The sequence below is a fragment of the Candidatus Aminicenantes bacterium genome, from assembly GCA_026393855.1.
Classification (GTDB): Bacteria; Acidobacteriota; Aminicenantia; order Aminicenantales; family UBA4085; genus UBA4085.
Map to the genome: position 1 here is coordinate 98,557 of JAPKZJ010000071.1, position 18,697 is coordinate 117,253.

Consider the following 18,697-nt stretch of genomic DNA (forward strand, 5'->3'; position numbering starts at 1 on the left):
GTAAATTTTTCGCCTGACCCCGGCCATTCCATGGAAATCGTCGAACAAGTCCGCCAAGCCGCCAACATCATCGAGATCGCCTCGCAATATACGACTTTGCGCGCCCGCGGCCACAAGCATGTCGGGCTCTGCCCCTTTCATAACGAGAAATCGCCTTCCTTCACCGTTGACGCGGACAAACAGCTCTACCACTGCTTCGGCTGCGGTGTGGGCGGCGACGTCTTCTCCCTGGTCATGGAGAAGGAAAATCTGACCTTTCCCGAGGCCCTGCGGGCCATGGCCGAGCGCTATCACGTCCCCATCCCCGATCAGCGCAAGCTCAGCCCCCAGGCCCTTAAACTCGAGGAACAGCTGGTCAAGCTGAACGAGTCAGCCCTGGCCTTCTTCCGCAAAAGCCTCACCTCGACGCAGGAAGGCCGCAAGGCCCTCGAGTACTTGAAGAAGCGCGGCGTCTCGGACGAGATCATCGAGGAATTCCGGATCGGCTATGCGCCCAATTCCTGGGACGCCCAGACTTCCTATTTCAAGGCCAAGGGCGTCTCCCTGGCCCTCTTGGAGCAGGCCGGCCTGGCCCTGCCCGGCAAGAAGCCCGGGGAATACTATGATCGCTTCCGCGGCCGGGTCATCTTCCCGATCGCTAACTTGACCGGCAAGATCGTCGGATTCGGAGGCCGGACGCTTTTCAACGTCGAGCCCAAGTATCTCAACTCCCCGGACACGCCGCTCTACACCAAAGGCCATCTCCTCTACGGCCTGAACACCAGCAAGGATGCCATCCGCCAAGCCGGCGAGTCGATCCTGGTCGAGGGGTACACCGATTACCTGTCCCTCTACCAGGCCGGGTTCCGTAACGTCGTCGCCTCGCTGGGAACGGCCCTGACCCCCAATCAGCTGGCCTTGGTCAGCCGGTTCGCCCCGCGGATCCTCCTGGCCTACGACGGCGACGCGGCCGGGCAGACGGCTTCGTTCCGGGCCTTGCCGCTTCTTTTCGAGAAGGGGCTGGAGGGCCGGGTCCTCGTCTTGCCGGAGAATCTCGACCCGGATTCGTTCCTCAAAAAGTACGGAGCCGCCGACTTCCGGGAACGCTGCGACAGGGCTTCGACCGGCATCCAGTTCTTCCTCGAACAGTCGATCCGGGGCCAGCGCATGGCGGTCCCCGAGGTCAAGACCCGGGTGCTCAAGGGCGTTCTGGCCGCCTTGGACGCCATTCCCGACGCGGTCATCCGGAGCGAATACCTCCGGGAAACGGCCGAGACTCTCAAGATCGACGAGGCGGTCCTGCGCCGCGTGGCCCAGCCCCGGCCGCAGGAAAAGGGGCCGGAGGCGGACGGGGAGCTCTTCCCGGCCGAGCGCCGCCTGATCCAGATCCTGATCGAACGGCAGGACTTGTGGCCTGCGATCCTGCCCGGCTGCCCGGTCGGAGAATTTGAGAGCTTGAAAAGCGGGCCGTTTTTTAGGATAATACAGGACCGTTTCCGCACGGAGAAGAATCTCATTCTTCACGAGTTACAGAAGGAGCTCGACTCCTCTCTTTCCCGGCAGGTCGGCCGGGCCCTGCTTGAGAAGGGCTGCGAGCCCAGCCTGGCGGAAGCCCTGGAATGCCTGGCGGCCCTGCGCCGGACGGCCAAGGAAACAGAAGTGAAGCGAATCCAGGCGGAGATAGGCAAGGCCGACAAGGCCGGCGACAAGGACCGCGTCGTCGAGCTCCTACGCCGCAAGCAGGACTTGACCCGTGAGCTCGTCCAGGCGGCCAGCCCCTGGCAACCGAACGAAGGAATGGAGCGTAATCATAGATGAAGCCCAAGAACGCCGGAGAGGAGAATCGCGTGCCGACCAACCCCAAGATCGCCAAGGACGAGATCTCGGAGCTGATTTCCAAGGGCCGCAAGCAAGGCTACCTTCTGTTCGAGGACATTGACAAGACCTTTCAGGACGAGCTCGAGTCCGAGGGCAACTTCGACGACTTCCTGAGCTCGATCGACGACTACGGCATCAAAATCCTGGACCAGAAGCAGCGCGAGATCATCCCCCGCCGGCGCAAGAACGAGCTGGTCACGACCCAGGGGCTGGAGCGCACAACCGACCCGGTCAAGCTTTACCTGCGCGAGATGGGCAACATCTCCCTGTTGACCCGCGAGGGCGAGATCGCCATTGCCCGCGAGATCGAGCGCGGCGAGAAAGCCATCGTCAAGGCCCTCAGCAAGACCCGGCTGGTCATGAACGAAGTCCTCAACCTTGAGGAGCGGATCAAGATCGACGCCATGGTCATCCAGGAGATGTTCGACGTCTCCGAGGACGACATCGCCGAGGGCAAGCTGGAGGAGAAGAAAAAGCAGATCCTGGCCAAGATCAAGCGGATCCGGGACCTCAGCCGCAAGCTGGACAAGATCCCCAACAACCGCCGTAACGCCCTGTCGCGAAGCCGCGTGATCGTCGAAATGTCCTCCTCGATCCGCGGTCTCAACCTGCGCTCGACCCAGAAAGAAAAGATCATCGACATCCTCCGTCAGCGCCTTCATGCCGTGAACCTGCTGGAGGAGAAGAAGGAGGAGATGGAGCTCCTCTTGGCCAAGTCGCGCAAGAAGAAGCCCGACGAGGACCTGGCCGAAAAGCTGCGCGACATCAGCCGCCAGATCCGGATCGTCCAGAAGGACGTCGGTCTGGACTCGCCCAACCTGCGCAAAATCGTCCGCTCCATCACCACCGGCAAGAAGATCAGCGACCAGGCCAAGAAGGAGCTGGTGGCGGCCAACCTGAGGCTGGTCGTCTCCATCGCCAAGAAATACAGCAACCGCGGTCTGCAGTTCCTGGACCTCATCCAGGAAGGCAACATGGGCTTGATGAAGGCCGTCGACAAGTTCGAGTACCGCCGCGGCTACAAGTTCAGCACCTACGCCACCTGGTGGATCCGCCAAGCCATCACCCGGGCCATCGCCGACCAGGCCCGGACGATCCGCATCCCGGTCCATATGATCGAGACGATCAACAAGCTGATCCGGGTCAGCCGCCAGCTCGTCCAGGAGATCGGCCGCGAGCCGACCTCGGAGGAGATCGCCAAGAAGATGGACATGCCGGTCGGCAAGGTCCGCAAGATCATCAAGATCGCCCAGGAGCCCATCTCGCTCGAAACCCCGATCGGGGAAGAAGAGGACAGCCACCTGGGCGACTTCATCGAGGACAAAGTCATGCCCTCGCCGCCCGAGACGGTCATCCACATCAACCTGCGCGAGCAGATCGAGGAGGCCCTCAAAAGCCTGACCGAGCGCGAGGCCAAGGTCCTCAAGATGCGGTTCGGACTGGGCGACGGCAACGAGCACACCCTGGAAGAGGTCGGCCAGCAGTTCAAGGTCACCCGCGAGCGCATCCGCCAGATCGAGGCCAAGGCCCTGCGCAAGCTCAAACACCCCAGCCGCTCCAAGAAGCTTAAAAGCTTCACCAATGGACACTAAGCCTCCAGGGCGAAAGACTTCCGCCGAAGACGGACCCGTCCGTTGGAGGCTTGGCCCCGGGGGCGGGGATATTTTCTTCTCGATTTTGGGGTTGCGGTCCCCGCGAAGGGGCTAAGCCTACCCCGGTATTTCGGTTGTGCCCCAACCGCGATCTATGGTATAAGAGGCCGGTTAGGGCCTATAGCTCAGCGGTAGAGCTCCCGGCTCATAACCGGTTGGTCCCAGGTTCGAATCCTGGTAGGCCCATCTGAAATGAGGGACAAATTGTGGATATCGCTTTCGACCGACTGATCCAGCTTCAGAATGTGGACTCCGAAATAGCCCGGCTCGTCGCCCTTCTCGACGCCGTTCCCGCCCGCCTTGACGCCATCGACAAGCAGATCCATGCCACCGCGGATGTCGTCGTCCAGGCCAAGGACAAGCTGGCCGCCAACCAGAAGAAGCGGCGCGACCTGGAGGGCGAGATCAAGACGCTCCGGGAGACCGTGGCCAAGTACAAGCGCCAGCAGAACGACGTCAAGTCGAACAAGGAATACGAGGCCATCAAGAAGGAGATCGCCGAGAACCAGGACAAGATCGACTCCATTGAGGAGACCATCCTCAACGAAATGATCGCGGCCGACGACGTCGAAAAGGAAATCAAGGCCGCCCAGGCCGCCCAAGCCTCCCAGGAAGTCACGCTGAAGTCGGAGAAGATCGCCGTGGCCGACGAGCAAGCTGATCTTATGGGCCGCAAGGCCGCCGCTGAAGCCGAACGGGCCGCCGTCCTGCCCGGGATTCCGGCCGAGCAGGTCAAGCTTTACAATCGCATCCACATCAAGAAGGGCGGCACCGCCCTGTCCAAAGTCACGGACGACTTCTGCTCGCTCTGCCAGATGAGGGTCCGGCCCCAGCTGCTGGACGAGCTGATCGGGCGCAAGGCCATCATCATGTGCGAAGCCTGCGGCCGCATCCTATACTGGACGAAGGACTACGGCGACGAATCGCTGCCGCCGTCCGAATCCAACGCCCCGGCCGATGATCCCGGCCGCCGCGACGGCTGAGCCGGCCGCCGCCCCCGAGGGGGCAGCCTCCCCCGCTTACTCCCGATAAAGCCCGTCGAGAAGGTCCTTGTACTTGCCCTCGACGATGTTGCGCTTGACCTTGAGGGACGGCGTGATTTCGCCCTGCTCGATCTCGAAATCGCGGTCCAGGACGACGACCTTCTTGATCTTTTCATAGGGCGCCAGGTGGGGCGTCGAGCGGTCGATCTCGGCCATCAGGAAATTCACGATTTGCACGTTGCGAACAAGGGCCGTCCGGTCGTCGAAGGGGATGCGGGAGAACTTGGCATAGTCCTCCAGCTTCTCGAAGTTCGGGACGATCAGGGCGCTGATGAAGCGGCGGCGGTCGCCGATGACCACGGCGTTGGCGATATAGGGATTCGTCTTGAGGATGTTCTCGATCGGCTGGGGGGCCACGTTCTTGCCCCCGGCCGTGATGATCAGGTCCTTCTTGCGGTCGGTGATGGTCAGCATCCCCTCCCCGTCCAGGTTGCCGATGTCGCCGGTCTTAAACCAGCCGTCCGCGGTGAAAACGTCGCGCGTCTCGGCCGGTTTTTTGTAATAGCCCTTCATGACGTTGGGCCCCTTGACCAGGATTTCGCCGTCCGCCGCGATCCTGACCTCGACGCCGGGCGCGACCGGGCCGACGCTGCCGAAGCGGAGCTTCTCGAAGGTGTTGATGGAGATGAGAGGCGAAGTCTCGGTCAGCCCGTAGCCTTCCAGGATGAACAATCCGATGGCGTGGAAGAACTCGGCGATGTCCTTGGAAAGCGGGGCGCCGCCGGAGACGAAGAAGCGGACCCGACCGCCCGTCTTAGCCACGATCTTGGAGAAGACGAGCTTTTGGGCCAGGTGGAGCTTGAGGCCGCCTACGGGCTTGCCCGCCAGCTTGCGGGCGCTGGCCGCCTTGCCGACCTTGATCCCCCAGAAGAAGATCTTGCGGCGCAGGCCGGGGCTGGCCAGGACGGTGTCCATGACCTTGGCGTAGATCTTCTCGAAGACCCGCGGTGCGCTGACCATGATGTGCGGCCGGACCTCGATGAGGTTCTCGGCCACCGTTTCAATGCTCTCGGCGTAAGCCACGGAACAGCCCTTGTAGAGATAGGTGAAGGTGACCATCCGTTCCAAGATGTGGGACAGCGGCAGGAAGGAGAGCACGGTGTCCTTGTCCGAGAAGAAGATCATAGTCGAGGCGGCAATGATGTTGGTGACCAGGTTGGCGTGGGTCAGGATGACGCCTTTGGGCAAGCCGGTGGTCCCCGAGGTGTAGATGATCGAGGCCTCGTCCTCCGGCTTGACGGCCCGGGCCAGCGTCTCGAACTCGTCCGGGGCGGACGCAGCGGCCTGGCGGCCCTTGGCCAGGACTTCGGCAAACGTCAGCACGCCGGGCGCGGGGGCCTCGGCGGCCATGGTGATGAAATGCCGGACGCCGGGCAGGTCCTCCCGGATCGCCTCAATCTTTTTCCATTGCAGGGCGTTGCTGACCACCACGACCGTGGCATCCGAGTCGTTGATGAGATACCTGACCTGGTCGGGCACCAAGGTCGTGTAAACCGGGACGGTGATGGCGCCCAGGCACTGGTCGGCGAAGTCAGTCATGACCCATTCGGGCCGGTTTTCCGAGAGAATGATGAGCTTGTCGCCGCGGTTGTGGCCGAGGGCGTGGAGGCCCAAGGCGAAATGCTTGACGGTATCGCCGAATTCCCGGGTCGAGATGGGGGTATAGCGTCCTTCCTTCTTGGCCAACATGAGATCGGGCTTGGGATAGCTCTTCAGGGTGTTGAGAAAAAGCTCGGCCAGAGTCGTGACCATGGGCGCCTCCTTGGCGGCTGCTGTTAAGGTGGGGCAATTCTATGGATTCGGGAGAGTCGTGTCAACGGAAAGCACCGTCCAAGTTATATCGGGATCCTCTGAAGGGGGCCTTAAACTCTCTTCCCTCATGGAGTAGAGAACCGGGACGGGTGACGCGGACTTCCCCTCAAGGTAGCCTTTGCCGTTTGAATGCGATTTTATCGTTCGAGATACGGATCGGAAAGGGCGGGCTTGAACGATAAGCATCGCGCATTCCGGAAAACGCAACTTAGGGCGAGGGATGATGGGGGCCGAAACCCACGAGCTTTGTAGCCCTATGCTTCAGCATAGGGTCGGCGAGGAAGCGGGTAAGGTTCCTAAAATGGATTTCTTTTACCCTTTCTCCTCAAAGAGTGAAGAGCCGGAAGGGGTGACGCGACGGATGCTCCGGCCGCGCGCAGCGGAAGGGCCCCACTGGGGGATGGGTGGCGCGAGCACGGACGGGGCGCCGGAGCGGTCAGGACCCCTTCCGGCTCTTCATTCGCTCTCGCCCGCCTTGGCCACCGAGCAGACCCGATCCTGCTCGTCGAGATTGATGAGGCGGACGCCCTGCGTCGCCCGGCCGGAGGCCCGGACCGCGGTCGTCTTGATCCGGATGACCTTGCCCGAGAAGGTGACGACGAGCAAGTCGTCCTCCCCCACCCCGAGAATCCCCAGGGCGCTGCCGATCTTGGGCGTCACCTTGAGGTTCAGAATGCCCTTGCCGCCGCGGCGCGTCTTGCGGTAGAGGTCGATCTCGGTCTTCTTGCCGTAGCCCTTTTCGCTGGCGGTGAAGATGAACTTATCCTCTTCGCCGATGGCCACCATGCCGATGACCTCGTCCTTCTTGGCCAGGGTCATGCCGCGCACGCCGGCCGCCGTCCGGCCCATCGACCGGATGTCCTTCTCGCCGAAGCGGATGGCCTTGCCCATCTTGGTGGCGATGACGACATCGCGCTTGCCGTCGGTCAGCCGGGTCCACATCAGCTGGGCTTTGGGCCGCAGGCCGATGGCGATGATGCCGCCCTTGCGGATATTCTGGAACTCGTTGAGGGCCGTCTTCTTGATCTGGCCGTCGGTCGTCATCATGACGATGAACTTGTCCTCGACGAAATCTTTGACGGCCACGACCGACGTGCACTTCTCGTCCGGCTGGAACTCGATCAGGTTGGCGATGGCCTTGCCCCGGCCGGCAATGCCGACGTCGGGGATCTCCAGGGCCTTCAGCCAGTAGACCCGGCCGATATTGGTGAAGAACATCAGGTAGGAATGGGTCGAGCAGACGAACAGCGATTCGACGACGTCCTCGGCCTTCATGCTGATGCCCTTGCGGCCTTTGCCGCCGCGGATCTGGAAATGGTAGGACGACAGCGAGGTCCGCTTGACGTAGCCGGATTGGGTGAAGAGGACGACCACGTCCTCCTCCTTGATCAGGTCCTCCGGGCGCAGGTCGGCGACGATCTCACCGCGAAGCTCCGTGCGGCGGGGATCGCTGAAGGCGGCTTTGACCTCGCGCAGCTCCTCGCCGATGATGTCCATGACCATCTTGTCACTGGACAGGATCTTGCGCAGCTTGGCGATGAGGGCCTTGACCTCCTGGTATTCCTGGACGATCTTCTCCCGCTCCAGGTTGGTCAACCGCTGCAGCTGCATCTCCAGGATGGCCTGCGCCTGGAGCTGGGACAGCTTGAACTTCTCCATCAGGCCGGCCCGGGCCTCTTCGGCGTTCTTGGAGGCCCGGATGAGCTTGATGATGGCGTCCAGGTGGTCCAGGGCGATGGTCAGCCCTTCCAGGATATGGGCCCGGGCCTCGGCCTTCTTCAGGTCGTGCCGGGTCCGCCGCCGGATGACGTCTTGGCGGTGGGCGATGAAGTACTTCATGATGTCGATCAAGCTCAAGACCTTGGGCTGCTTGTCGACGATGGCCAGCATGATGATGCCGAAGGAGGTCTGCAGGGCGGTGTGCTTATAAAGATTATTCAGGACGACCTCAGGCAGCTCGCCCCGCTTGATCTCGAGCACGATCCGGATGCCCTCCCGGTCGGACTCGTCGCGGATGTCGGCGATGCCCTCGATCTTCTTCTGGTTGACCAGCTCGGCGATACTCTCCAGCAGGCGCGACTTGTTGACGGCGTACGGGATTTCATTGATGACGATCCGCTCCCGTTCGCCCTTGTCTCCCCGTTCGATGATGGACTTGGCCCGGATCTGGATGCTCCCGCGGCCGTCGCGGTAGGCGTCCCGCAGGCCCTGCTGGTTGAAGATGTAGCCGCCGGTCGGGAAGTCCGGGCCGGGGATGATCTCCATGATCTTGTCCAGCGAGGCGTTGGGATGCTCGATAAGATACGACACCGCATCGCAGACCTCAGCCAGGTTGTGGGGCGGGATGTTGGTGGCCATGCCCACGGCGATGCCCGAGCTGCCGTTGACCAGCAGGTTGGGGAACCGGGCCGGCAGGACCTCGGGCATGGTCAGACTTTCGTCGTAGTTGGGGATGAAGTTGACCGTGTCCTTCTCGATGTCGGCCAGCATCTCCGAGGCCAGCTTGCTCATCCGGACCTCGGTGTAACGCATGGCCGCCGGCGGGTCGCCGTCGATCGACCCGAAGTTGCCCTGGCCGTCGACCAGGACGGCCCGCATGCTGAACTCCTGGGCCATCCGGACGATCGTATCGTACGCCGCCTGGTCACCGTGGGGGTGGTACTTGCCGATAACGTCGCCGACGATGCGGGCTGATTTCTTGTACGGCTTGTTATAAGCCGTTCCCGTCTCGTACATGGAGTACAGGCAGCGCCGATGGACCGGCTTGAGGCCGTCCTTGATGTCCGGGATGGCCCGGCCGATGATGACGGACATCGCATAATCGAGGTAGGAGCGCTTCATCTCCTCCTCGAGGCTGACGACCGAGAGGTCGGCGGCCATCGGGAACAGCGGCTGCTGGGTTTTGGGAGCTTTTTCGGGGTCGGGAGTCGGCCCGGTTTCGGCCGGAGCACCCGCGTCGCCGGAGGCGAGAGGGGGCTTCTTGGGATTGCGGGGGCGGTTGCTTTTTTTAGCCATAATCTATATCTCTCGGGATTCGGTTCGGAGGTCAGATGTCCAGGTTTTGCGCCAGCAGGGCGTTGCGCTCGATAAACTTCTTGCGCGGCTCGACCTCGTCGCCCATCAGGACGTCGAAGACGCTGTCGGCCGTGACGGCGTCCGTGATCGCGACCCGCAGCAGGGAGCGGTTCTCGGGGTTCATCGTGGTCTCCCAGAGCTGTGCGGGAGCCATCTCGCCCAAGCCTTTGTAGCGCTGGATGGAGACGCCCTTCTTGCCCTTCTCGTGCAGGAAGTCGACCAGCCGGGTCTCGTTCTCGACCACGACGGTCTCGCCGTCGCTCAAGACCTCGAAGGGCGGGACGAAGTCCTTGAGCTCCTCGTAGATTTTGATCAAAGCCTTGTATTCGGACGACTCGATCAGATCGTGGTTGATCCGGCAGGTCACAGACATGCCGTTGACCCCGAACTTGACGGACAGCTCGAAGGCGCCGTATTCTTCGTCCTGGCTCATCTCGACCTTGAGGTCCTTGGCTTCGATCAGCCCCTGCAGGCGCTTGACGCTCTTGCGGTCCTGCAGGTATTCCAGGTCGGATACGCCCTCGCGGATGAGCATCTCGATCAGGAAGAAGGGGTAGTTCTTGCGCTCCAGGAACTGGATGTAGTTCTTTTTCTGCATGATCCGCAGGAAGAGCTTGCGGAACTTCTCGCCCTCGAAAATCTCTTTATGGCCCTTGACCCGGACCTTGAAGTCCTCCGAAATCTTCTTGACCAGCCACTTCTCGTAGGTCCGCTCGTCTTTGAGGTAGAGGATCTCGCGGCCGCGGCTGATCTTGTAGAGCGGCGGCTGGGCGATGTAGACGAAGCCCTGTTCGATCAGGGATTTCATGTGCCGATAGAAGAAGGTCATCAGCAGGGTCCGGATGTGCGACCCGTCCACGTCGGCGTCGGTCATGATGATGACTTTGTGGTAGCGGAGCTTGTCGAGGCTCGATTCGGTCTCGCCGATGGATGTGCCCAGAGCGGCGACCATGAACCCGATCTCCTCGTTGTTGAAGATCTTGTCCTGGCGGGCCTTCCAAACGTTGAGGATCTTGCCCTTGAGCGGCAGGATGGCCTGAAAGCGGCGGTCGCGGCCCTGTTTGGCCGAGCCGCCGGCGGAATCGCCCTCAACCAAGTAGATCTCGGCCAGGGCCGGATCGCGCTCTTGGCAGTCGGCCAGCTTGCCCGGCAGGGAGGAGCTCTCCAGGACGCTTTTGCGGCGGGCCATCTCGCGGGCCTTGCGGGCCGCTTCGCGGGCCCGCGCCGCATCGAGGGCTTTCAGGATGATGCGCTTGGCGTTGGTCGGATTCTCCTCGAGATAGGCAGCCAGCTGTTCGTTGACCAGCGACTCGACGATGCCTTTGACCTCGGAGTTGCCCAGCTTGGTCTTGGTCTGGCCCTCGAACTGGGGGTCGCGCATCTTGACGCTCAGGACCGCGGTCAGGCCTTCGCGGGCGTCATCGCCCGAAAGGCTGCTGGCTCCCAGGTCCTTGAGCATGTTGTGGCTCTCGGCGTATGAATTGAGGCAGCGGGTCAGGGCCGACTTGAACCCGATCAGATGAGTGCCGCCCTCGTGGGTGTTGATATTATTGACGAAAGTGAAGATGTTGTCGTTGTAGCCGGCGTGGTACTGGAAGGCCAGCTCGACGACGATGTCGTCCTTGGTGGACTCGAAGAGGATGGGGCGGGGGTTGAGGACGTCCTTGTTCTGGTTCAGGTACTGGACGAACTCCAGGATGCCGCCCTTGTACTGGAAGTCGTGCGACTTGGCGGAGCGTTCGTCGGTGATGGCGATGCGAATACCGCGGTTGAGGAAGCTCAGCTCGCGCATCCGCTGGGTCAAGATCTCGAAGTCGTATTCGAGCGTCTCGAAGATCTCATCGTCCGGCCAGAAGGTGATCTTGGTCCCGGTCTTCTTGGTCTTGCCGACCTGCTTGAGCTTGGCCAAGGCGGCGCCCCGCTCGTAGCTCTGGACGTAGATGCCTCCGTCCTGTTTGACCTCCAGGTCCAACCGCTTGGATAAGGCATTGACGACTGAAACGCCGACGCCGTGCAAGCCGCCCGAGACTTTGTAGGCTTTGTCGTCGAACTTGCCTCCGGCATGGAGCATAGTCATAACGACTTCGGCCGCCGACTTCTTCTCCTTCTTGTGCATCTGGACCGGGATGCCCCGGCCGTCGTCGATGACGGTGATCGAGTTGTCGACGTGGATGAAAACTTCGATGTTCTTGCAGTAACCGGCCAGAGCCTCGTCGATGGAGTTGTCCACAACCTCGTAAACCAGGTGATGGAGCCCCTCCGATCCGGTGCTTCCGATGTACATGGCGGGCCGTTTTCGGACCGCTTCCAATCCTTTCAGGACCTTGATGCTTTCGGCCGAATATTTTTGTTCCGACATGGGCACCTAACTTGTTTATTTAAAGCAATATAAACTTAGCCGGTAGGGGGCTCTAAAAACCCCTGATTCAATCGGAAATTATACTCCAATCCGGCTCAACGAGTAAAGGAAAAAAACGAGTCAAATCCACTAGATTTTGTGGCCGAAACCCATCTCCGGCCCCAGGGTTGGGGGAAGGGGCCCCGATTCGCCGGCCGATCAGCCGGGGGGTCGCGCCGGGCCCGTTTTTTGGTATAATCCGGTTATGGCGGCCAACCTGACCCCGCAATATTTGGAGGCGGAGAAGAAGCTCCGGACAGCCGTCACCCCGGCTGAGAAGATCGAGATCTACGAGGAGCTTCTACGTCTCATCCCCAAGCACAAGGGCACCGAGAAGATGGTGGCCCAGCACCGTTCCAAGATCGCCAAGCTGAAGGAAGAGGCGCAGAAAGCCACGGCCTCGGCCAAGCACGGCGTTTCGTATATCATCGACAAGCAAGGCGCCGGGCAGGTCATCCTGGTCGGGCCTCCCAACGCGGGCAAGTCGCTCTTGGTTAAAACGCTGACCGGGGCCGAGGTCGAAGTGGGCGACTATCCCTTCACCACCCGCGTGCCGGCTCCGTATATGATGAAGTTCGAAAACGTCAAGGTTCAGCTCATCGACCTCCCTCCTATCACGGCCGAGTACCTCGAGAGCTGGCAGGTCGAGCTGATCAAGGTCGCCGACGCCGCAGTGGTGGTCGCCGATGCGTCGGCGCCGGAGACTCCCGGCCTGCTGGAAACGCTTTTCGCCAAGCTGAAGGACAAGAAGGTCGAGTTCGTTCCGGAATCGTTCGAGCCGCCGGCGGAGGATGCCTCGCGGATCTACCGTAAGCGCTCCTTCCTCATCGCCAACAAAACCGATCTCGATCCAGCGGGCGAGAACCTCGAGGCCCTCAAGTTTTTCTTCGAGGGCCAGATCCCCATCCTGGCCGTGTCCGCCGCCACCGAAGACGGTCTCGAGGCTCTGCGCCGGCGGATCTTCGACATGCTCCGGGTCATTCGCGTCTATAGCAAGCCCCCGGGCAAGAAAGTCGAGCACAACGACCCCCATGTCTTGAAACGGGGCGCCCACGTCGTGGACATCGCCCGCTCGGTGCACAAGGACTTCGCCGAGAAGCTGGCTTATGCCCGCCTCTGGCGCGAGGGATCGTACAGCGGCCAAATGATCACCCGCGACGAGATCCTGCAGGACCAGGACGTCGTCGAGCTGCATATCTAGTCGGCTGATCGAATCCGGTATTCCCGGCGTCTACGACGCCTGGCGCTCGCGCACGGATCTTCTGACGATCAACGCCGGCCTGACGCTGGCCTTCTAATCCGATTCGGGGAACCCGGACTGCGCCCGGCAGGACATCTGTCCTGCCGTGAGGACGGGAGGCCGGCCTCCATTTTCAATAACCCCTCTGAATTCAGCCCTCCTCTTGGCATATTATTTGCTGATATAACTAAGAATAAGGCAGGTCCTTTTTTGCGGAAGGAGGGTGCCTATGAAGCGCACGCTTTGCCTGAGCGGGTTACTTGTTGCGGTTGGGTTAGTGGTCCCTGCAGGCCAAGAACAAAAACCTATCCAACATGAAGTCTCTGTCAGCTTGAAGTTGATTCAGGTCTATGTCTCTGGCAAGGATGGAAAGCCGGCCATGACCCTGGGGAAATCGGATTTTCGCATTTACGACAACGGTCAGGAGCAGACAATCACGGAATTCGAGAAGCATGCGGCTTCGGGAACGAAGCCCGCGCCCCAGCCGCCGGTGGGCGAAACGCTCCTGCCGACGCCCCTCCCCGAGACGCGCTTGAACCGAAAATTCTTTATCTTCATCGACCAGGACGCCAACGACCTCGAGGGAATCGCCAAGGCCCGGGCGGCCGCCCTTCATTTTCTGGATACCCAGGTCTTGCCGACGGACGAAGTCGGTGTGTTTTCCTATTCCACCATGAAGGGTGTCGTTCTCCACGCTTTTTTGACGACGGACCACGCCCTTGTTCGGGAAGCGCTGAGGCGCGTGAGGGATGCGCCCGGCCGCACAGTTAACACCGGCGGCGCCGATACCGCCGGAAACGTTATGACCAGCGCGAACGGAATCGTCGTCATGGCGGCTCCGCGAGCCGGTCTGTCATCCCTCCGGATGTTTACCGATCGGATGAGCGATTTGGCCAAGGCGCTCCGCTTCCTGCCCGGTTATAAAAACATCCTTTACTTCTCGCAAGGCGCGGTGATCAACGGCAGAGACGGGGACGGTCTTCGCCGCTTGGAGGCCATGAACCGGGAATTCGCGGCCGCCAATGCGCTTTTTTATGCGATCAATACGGAAACTCCAAATCCTTTCCCTCCCGCGGGCGGGCCGGTGAAAAAATCCGGCGGAGAATTGCTCTCCTTCATGGCCAAGGGGACGGGCGGAAAGGCTTATGGCGAGATTGGGGCGATCGACGTCTTCCCTGACATCGCGCGCGATGTCCAGGAGATGACCCGCAATTACTATGTCCTCGGATATCCGGTCAAGGAGACATGGGACGGAAAATATCACAAGATCAAAGTCGAGCTGGTCTCCGGCGATTACAAGATCCAGGCTCAATCGGGATACAACAATCCTAAGCCCTTTAGCGATTATTCGGACCTGGAAAAAGAGCTGCATTTGTTCGATCTGGCCTTGTCCGAAAAGCCGCGCGGCCAGGCTCCCCTGATCTTCCCGATGGCCGCCGCGAGCTTTCATCCGCCGGGTGCCGAGATAGGCCGCGTCCTGCTTTTGGCCAAGCTACCAGGCGCGGTGATCGACAAATTCGACGGGCGGAGCGTCGAGCTCGTGACCCTCATCCTGGACGAACAGGACCATACCATCGATCGAATTCGATTGAAGCTCAAGCTGGCGGAATACGCGGGAAAGAGCCTGATTTTCGCAGCCGACTCGGCGACCCCGCCGGGCTCGTATCGCTGCCGGATCATCATTCGTGATTTGGAAACAGGCGAGTCCGCGATGGCCTATGCCAGGGCAGCGATGCCGGCGAAGGCCGCCGCGGGGCTTCGGGTCGGGACGCCGCTGCTCCTAACGGCCGGAGGACAGGCGATCTTCATCGGGGGCATCGACAAAAAGAACTCCACTTGGAAGAATTTCTATTCCTTCGATCAGTCGGCCTACAGCCTGTTGTCGGGCGAGATCCCGAGCGGGACGCCGAAGCTGGCCGCCATTATTCCCTGCGAAATACCGGAAGGTATGAAGGCAAGTCTCATCTGGAGGGCTTCCCTCATCGATTCCGGGAGCGGCTCCAGCCGATCTTTGCCGGTAACCGTGATGAAGAAGAGCCGGGGCGCCGGAAGCGAGACCACGCTCGCCGAGCTGGGGCTGGAGGGAATTCCTTCGGGGTCTTATCGGCTCTATCTCCAAGCCGAAGAGGAAACGACGAAGGCGGCCGCTTACTGCCAGATGCCGTTGTTGATCCGTTGATCCGAATCGTCCGGGATTATCTATCGGAAGATGATCGGCGGCGCCTTGATCAGAAGCACGAAGCTAATGACTAGAACGGCGAAAAACAACCCGGCCAGGATCTTCCAGGCCGGCGCCCGCTTCCGCATCTCATCCGCCCGGAATTCCATGATCGAGCCGAGAAGGAAGCCGGTCACGAAGCCCCCGGCATGGGCGAGGTTGTCCGCCCGCACCATCAGCCCGAAGACGAAGCCGTAGATCGCCCAGCGGAGCATGAAGCTCTGGATCGCCTGGGCCCTCGCTCCCCCCTGCCGGCGGAAATAGGCGATCGAGAAACCGATCAGGCCGAAGAGGGCTCCCGACGCGCCGGCCATCACGACTTCCGTCCGGAGCGCATAGGAGGCGGCGGATCCCCCGATTCCGGCCAGTAGGAATAGCGCCAGGTACCGGGCCGATCCGATTTCCCGCTCCAGGAAATGCGAGACGCTGACGAGCGCGTACAGGTTGAAGAGCAGATGGATGACGCCGATATGGACGAACACGCTCGTCAACAGCCGCCACCATTGTCCCGAAGCCACCAGCTGGGATTCCAGGGCGCCCGCCCGCAGCAGGGACTCGAGGCTCGGCCGCAGAAGCGCGCTCCCTCCCGTAAGGATCATCTGGAAGAGGAAATCGACGGCGATGAGAGTGATGAGGCCGGCCGTGACCGGGGAAACCCCGGGCAGGATGAGCCCGAAGACCTTGGCCAGATAGTTGGCGGCCGCCGATGGGAGCTTGGCGCCGCAGACGCCGCAGGTCCGATCCCCCGCGCCCGCCAAGGCGCCGCAGCGGCAGATCCTTTGCCGGGACCGGAGATGGCGGGCGGTGTTCGTGTCCGTCGAGAAGGAGCTTTTCAGCCGCTGCTTGAAGCGAAGCCATCGCCAATGCCACCAGACATAGTTCAAGCCCAGGGCCTTGCTTAGCTTTTCGAAAAAACGGCTCATGGAATACTGATTATACCCGAGGCGGCGGCAAGCCGTCCGGTCTTTAATTGACCCGAAAATTCAACACCGGCTCGTCGGCCATGTCCATGACGGCCATGAAGAAGAGCTGGGCCATGTCCTCCATGATCTCGGGGGTGACCAGATTCAAGGCGTCCCGGGTGTTGTGGTAGGTCGGATACGGGACCGGCTTGCCGCCGTCGGCTCCGAACGTCAGCGCCGGCACGCCCGCCCAGTAGAACCAGGCCGAGTCCTGGCGCGGCCGGCCGGGATAGCCCGTCCCACCGCCCGAGACGATCCGATGGATATAAGACGCGTTGGCTTTCTCGATAAACGCCCAAAAAGCCGGATAAGTCGTGGCGCCGGACGCCCCGATCTTCTCCCCCGCGCCGGGCCCTTCCATGTTGATCAAAACAAGGGTTTTGTCGAGCGGATACAGGGGATGCTCGACATAGTACTTGGACCCCCGCACTCCCTGCTCTTCCGAACCGAAGAAATTGAAGACGATCGTCCGCTTGGGCTTGATCTCGCAATTCCCGATGGCCTCGGCCACGCCCAGCCCGACGGCCACTGCCGTGGCGTTGTCGTTGGCCCCGGGCATCAACTCCCACAGCCGACCGAGGTGGTCGAGATGGGCACCCAGCATAATGACTTCATCCTTGAGCTTGGGGTCGGTCCCCGGGATGACGCCGACGACGTTGAACCCGATCCCGTCCGGATGGTGGACGGTGACGTTCTTGAGCGACATCGTCTTGCCCGTGGCGAACGAGCGGGGCTTGAGGTCCTTGCGGATCGCGGCCATGGTCTCGCCGTATTTCCGGCCCGTCCCGGCGAAGACGTCGGCCGTGACGGCGGCCCCGACGTGATGATAGACGAACCCTTCGTGGTAGGCGTTGTTGGGGTTGCCGATCGGTCCGTAGTTGTAGATCATGCCCTTGGCGCCGTGGGCCACCGCGTTCTCCAGCTTGTATTGATGGAACGAGTAAGGCCGCCACTTCTTGAAGGCCGCGGAATCGTCCGCCCGCAGGGGGACTTCGGGATCCATCAGGACGATTTTGCCCTTGACGTCGATCCCGGCGTAATCGTCATAACCCAGCTCGGGGGCCGTGACGCCAAAGCCGACGAAGATCACCTCGGCCGTAACCTCGCCCGAGCCGGAGGTCCCGCCGGGGATGAACTCGTCCTCATATTTGTAGGACTTCTTGATCACCCCGTCCCTGACCGGGACGTCCATCGTCAGATATCCGCCGGGAGAGACGATGGTGTAGGGATTGGCGAAAGTCTGATAGAACGTCCCGTTGTCCCCGCCCGGTTGGACGCCCCAGGATTTAAGCAACGAGACGATCCATTCGGCGCAGGCTCTGTACTCCGGCGTCCCGGTCAGGCGGCCGCCGTACTTCTCGGAGACCATTTCCTTGACGTAATCGTAGAGCGTTCCGCTCTGGATGAGATGCATGGCCTCCAGGAGCTTCTGCTCGTCGGTCTTGGGGCTTGCGGACGGATTGGCTCTCTGGGCCAGGGCCGGGCCGGCGGCCGTCAAACCGAAGGACAGGGCCAGGATCAGGGCTAAAACAGGAGTGCGAAAGCGGCGCATGGAGTCTCCTCCCGGAGGGAATATCGCGGAAGGATCTATGTATTACAAACGCCCCGCCCTGGCAAGCAGGGCTTAAAGCCGGATGGCCAGGCCCCCGCGCAAAACGAAGCCGTCCAGGACACCGAAATCGACCATCAGGTGGGCGAACTTGGCCAGCTTGGCCTTAAGCCCGAAATGGAGCTGGACAAAGGGGAAGAACTTGATCGGATAATCGAACGGCTCCTCGCCCTTGCCCTTCTCGAGCTTCCGCTGGGCGTCCTCCGCCTTGAGCTCGAGCAGAGTTTTGCTCCCGGTTTCGGCGATCGTCTGCGCCGGCTTGCCGGGGAAATCCACCGTCCCGCTGATATCGTAGGCCATGATTGTTTCGTCCAAGGCGCTCACCCCGGCCGCCCCGAAGCCAAACGTGAAGTAGGGGTGGATGACCCCGCGGGGGAAGATGTCCCAGCGGAAATTCAGCAGGAAGACCATCGGAGTGGATTTAACCTCGCCGGAGGCGGCGCCGTCGAAATGGATGATCTTGCCGGTATTCATGTCCTCGATGGTCATGGCCGTTGTGGAGCTCGGGATCCCGATCTTCATGGTCATCTTCTCAACCGCCAAGCCGATCGAAAACGAGCCGGTCTCTCCCGCGGGGTACCATCGGATATCGAACCCGAAGTCCTTGCCGCTGGAGTCGAAAACGGAGGTAGTCTGGAAGTCGAGCTCCCGCAAGTTGGCGTCGGGATTGTCGGCCTGAATCTTGTCGAACTGCTGGTTCTTGAATTGCTCGGCGATGCTTTCGGCCAAGCCTTCGAAGGTCGACTTGAGGAGGTTGAGACTCCAGGAGCCGTAATGGAAGCCGAATTCGAAGTGGCCCTGCCCCCGGGCGGGGACGGCCGAGACGAGCAG

11 protein-coding genes and 1 tRNA gene are annotated in these 18,697 nt (G+C 61.3%); 6 read left to right on the plus strand and 6 right to left on the minus strand.

Annotated features, from left to right (window positions below):
* Positions 1 to 30: 30 nt before the first annotated feature.
* From dnaG to NTZ26_08655, 4 genes are all read left to right on the plus strand, one after another.
* Positions 31 to 1,797: a DNA primase gene (gene dnaG, locus NTZ26_08640; GenBank protein MCX6560570.1), complete on the plus strand. Its 1,767-nt coding sequence runs from the start codon at positions 31 to 33 to the stop codon at positions 1,795 to 1,797.
* Complete coding sequence (rpoD, locus tag NTZ26_08645) at positions 1,794 to 3,449, plus strand: RNA polymerase sigma factor RpoD (GenBank protein MCX6560571.1); 1,656 nt, start codon at positions 1,794 to 1,796, stop codon at positions 3,447 to 3,449. The genes dnaG and rpoD overlap by 4 nt, the downstream gene beginning before the upstream one ends.
* A gap of 174 nt (positions 3,450 to 3,623) precedes the next feature.
* Positions 3,624 to 3,695 (plus strand) — tRNA-Ile (locus NTZ26_08650).
* 20 nt (positions 3,696 to 3,715) lie between these two features.
* Positions 3,716 to 4,492: a hypothetical protein gene (locus NTZ26_08655; GenBank protein ID MCX6560572.1), complete on the plus strand. Its 777-nt coding sequence runs from the start codon at positions 3,716 to 3,718 to the stop codon at positions 4,490 to 4,492.
* A 36-nt stretch (positions 4,493 to 4,528) separates the two neighbouring features.
* Here NTZ26_08655 and NTZ26_08660 read toward each other — a convergent pair whose 3' ends face one another.
* The 3 genes from NTZ26_08660 to gyrB form a co-directional block, all read right to left on the minus strand.
* Entirely contained in the window at positions 4,529 to 6,304 is a 1,776-nt protein-coding gene (locus NTZ26_08660) for a long-chain fatty acid--CoA ligase (GenBank protein ID MCX6560573.1), read from the minus strand.
* A gap of 516 nt (positions 6,305 to 6,820) precedes the next feature.
* Positions 6,821 to 9,379, minus strand: coding sequence for a DNA gyrase subunit A (gene gyrA, locus NTZ26_08665; protein ID MCX6560574.1), 2,559 nt, complete (start codon positions 9,377 to 9,379; stop codon positions 6,821 to 6,823).
* 31 nt (positions 9,380 to 9,410) lie between these two features.
* Positions 9,411 to 11,798: a DNA topoisomerase (ATP-hydrolyzing) subunit B gene (gene gyrB, locus NTZ26_08670; GenBank protein ID MCX6560575.1), complete on the minus strand. Its 2,388-nt coding sequence runs from the start codon at positions 11,796 to 11,798 to the stop codon at positions 9,411 to 9,413.
* A 244-nt stretch (positions 11,799 to 12,042) separates the two neighbouring features.
* Here gyrB and NTZ26_08675 point away from each other — a divergent pair, with 244 nt between their 5' ends.
* Both NTZ26_08675 and NTZ26_08680 read left to right on the plus strand, forming a co-directional pair.
* On the plus strand, positions 12,043 to 13,038 hold the full coding sequence (locus NTZ26_08675) for a 50S ribosome-binding GTPase (GenBank protein ID MCX6560576.1): 996 nt from the start codon (positions 12,043 to 12,045) through the stop codon (positions 13,036 to 13,038).
* Between the two features lie 370 nt (positions 13,039 to 13,408).
* Positions 13,409 to 15,256: a VWA domain-containing protein gene (locus NTZ26_08680; GenBank protein ID MCX6560577.1), complete on the plus strand. Its 1,848-nt coding sequence runs from the start codon at positions 13,409 to 13,411 to the stop codon at positions 15,254 to 15,256.
* Positions 15,257 to 15,276: 20 nt separating this feature from the next.
* On the opposite strand, the gene NTZ26_08685 is transcribed toward NTZ26_08680, so the two are convergent.
* The 3 genes from NTZ26_08685 to NTZ26_08695 form a co-directional block, all read right to left on the minus strand.
* Positions 15,277 to 16,218, minus strand: a complete 942-nt coding sequence (locus NTZ26_08685; protein MCX6560578.1) for a rhomboid family intramembrane serine protease — start codon at positions 16,216 to 16,218, stop codon at positions 15,277 to 15,279.
* A gap of 43 nt (positions 16,219 to 16,261) precedes the next feature.
* Positions 16,262 to 17,809, minus strand: coding sequence for a M20/M25/M40 family metallo-hydrolase (locus NTZ26_08690; GenBank protein ID MCX6560579.1), 1,548 nt, complete (start codon positions 17,807 to 17,809; stop codon positions 16,262 to 16,264).
* Between the two features lie 72 nt (positions 17,810 to 17,881).
* Positions 17,882 to 18,697, minus strand: an 816-nt coding sequence (locus tag NTZ26_08695; protein ID MCX6560580.1) for a hypothetical protein, incomplete at its 5' end; no start/stop codon positions are given.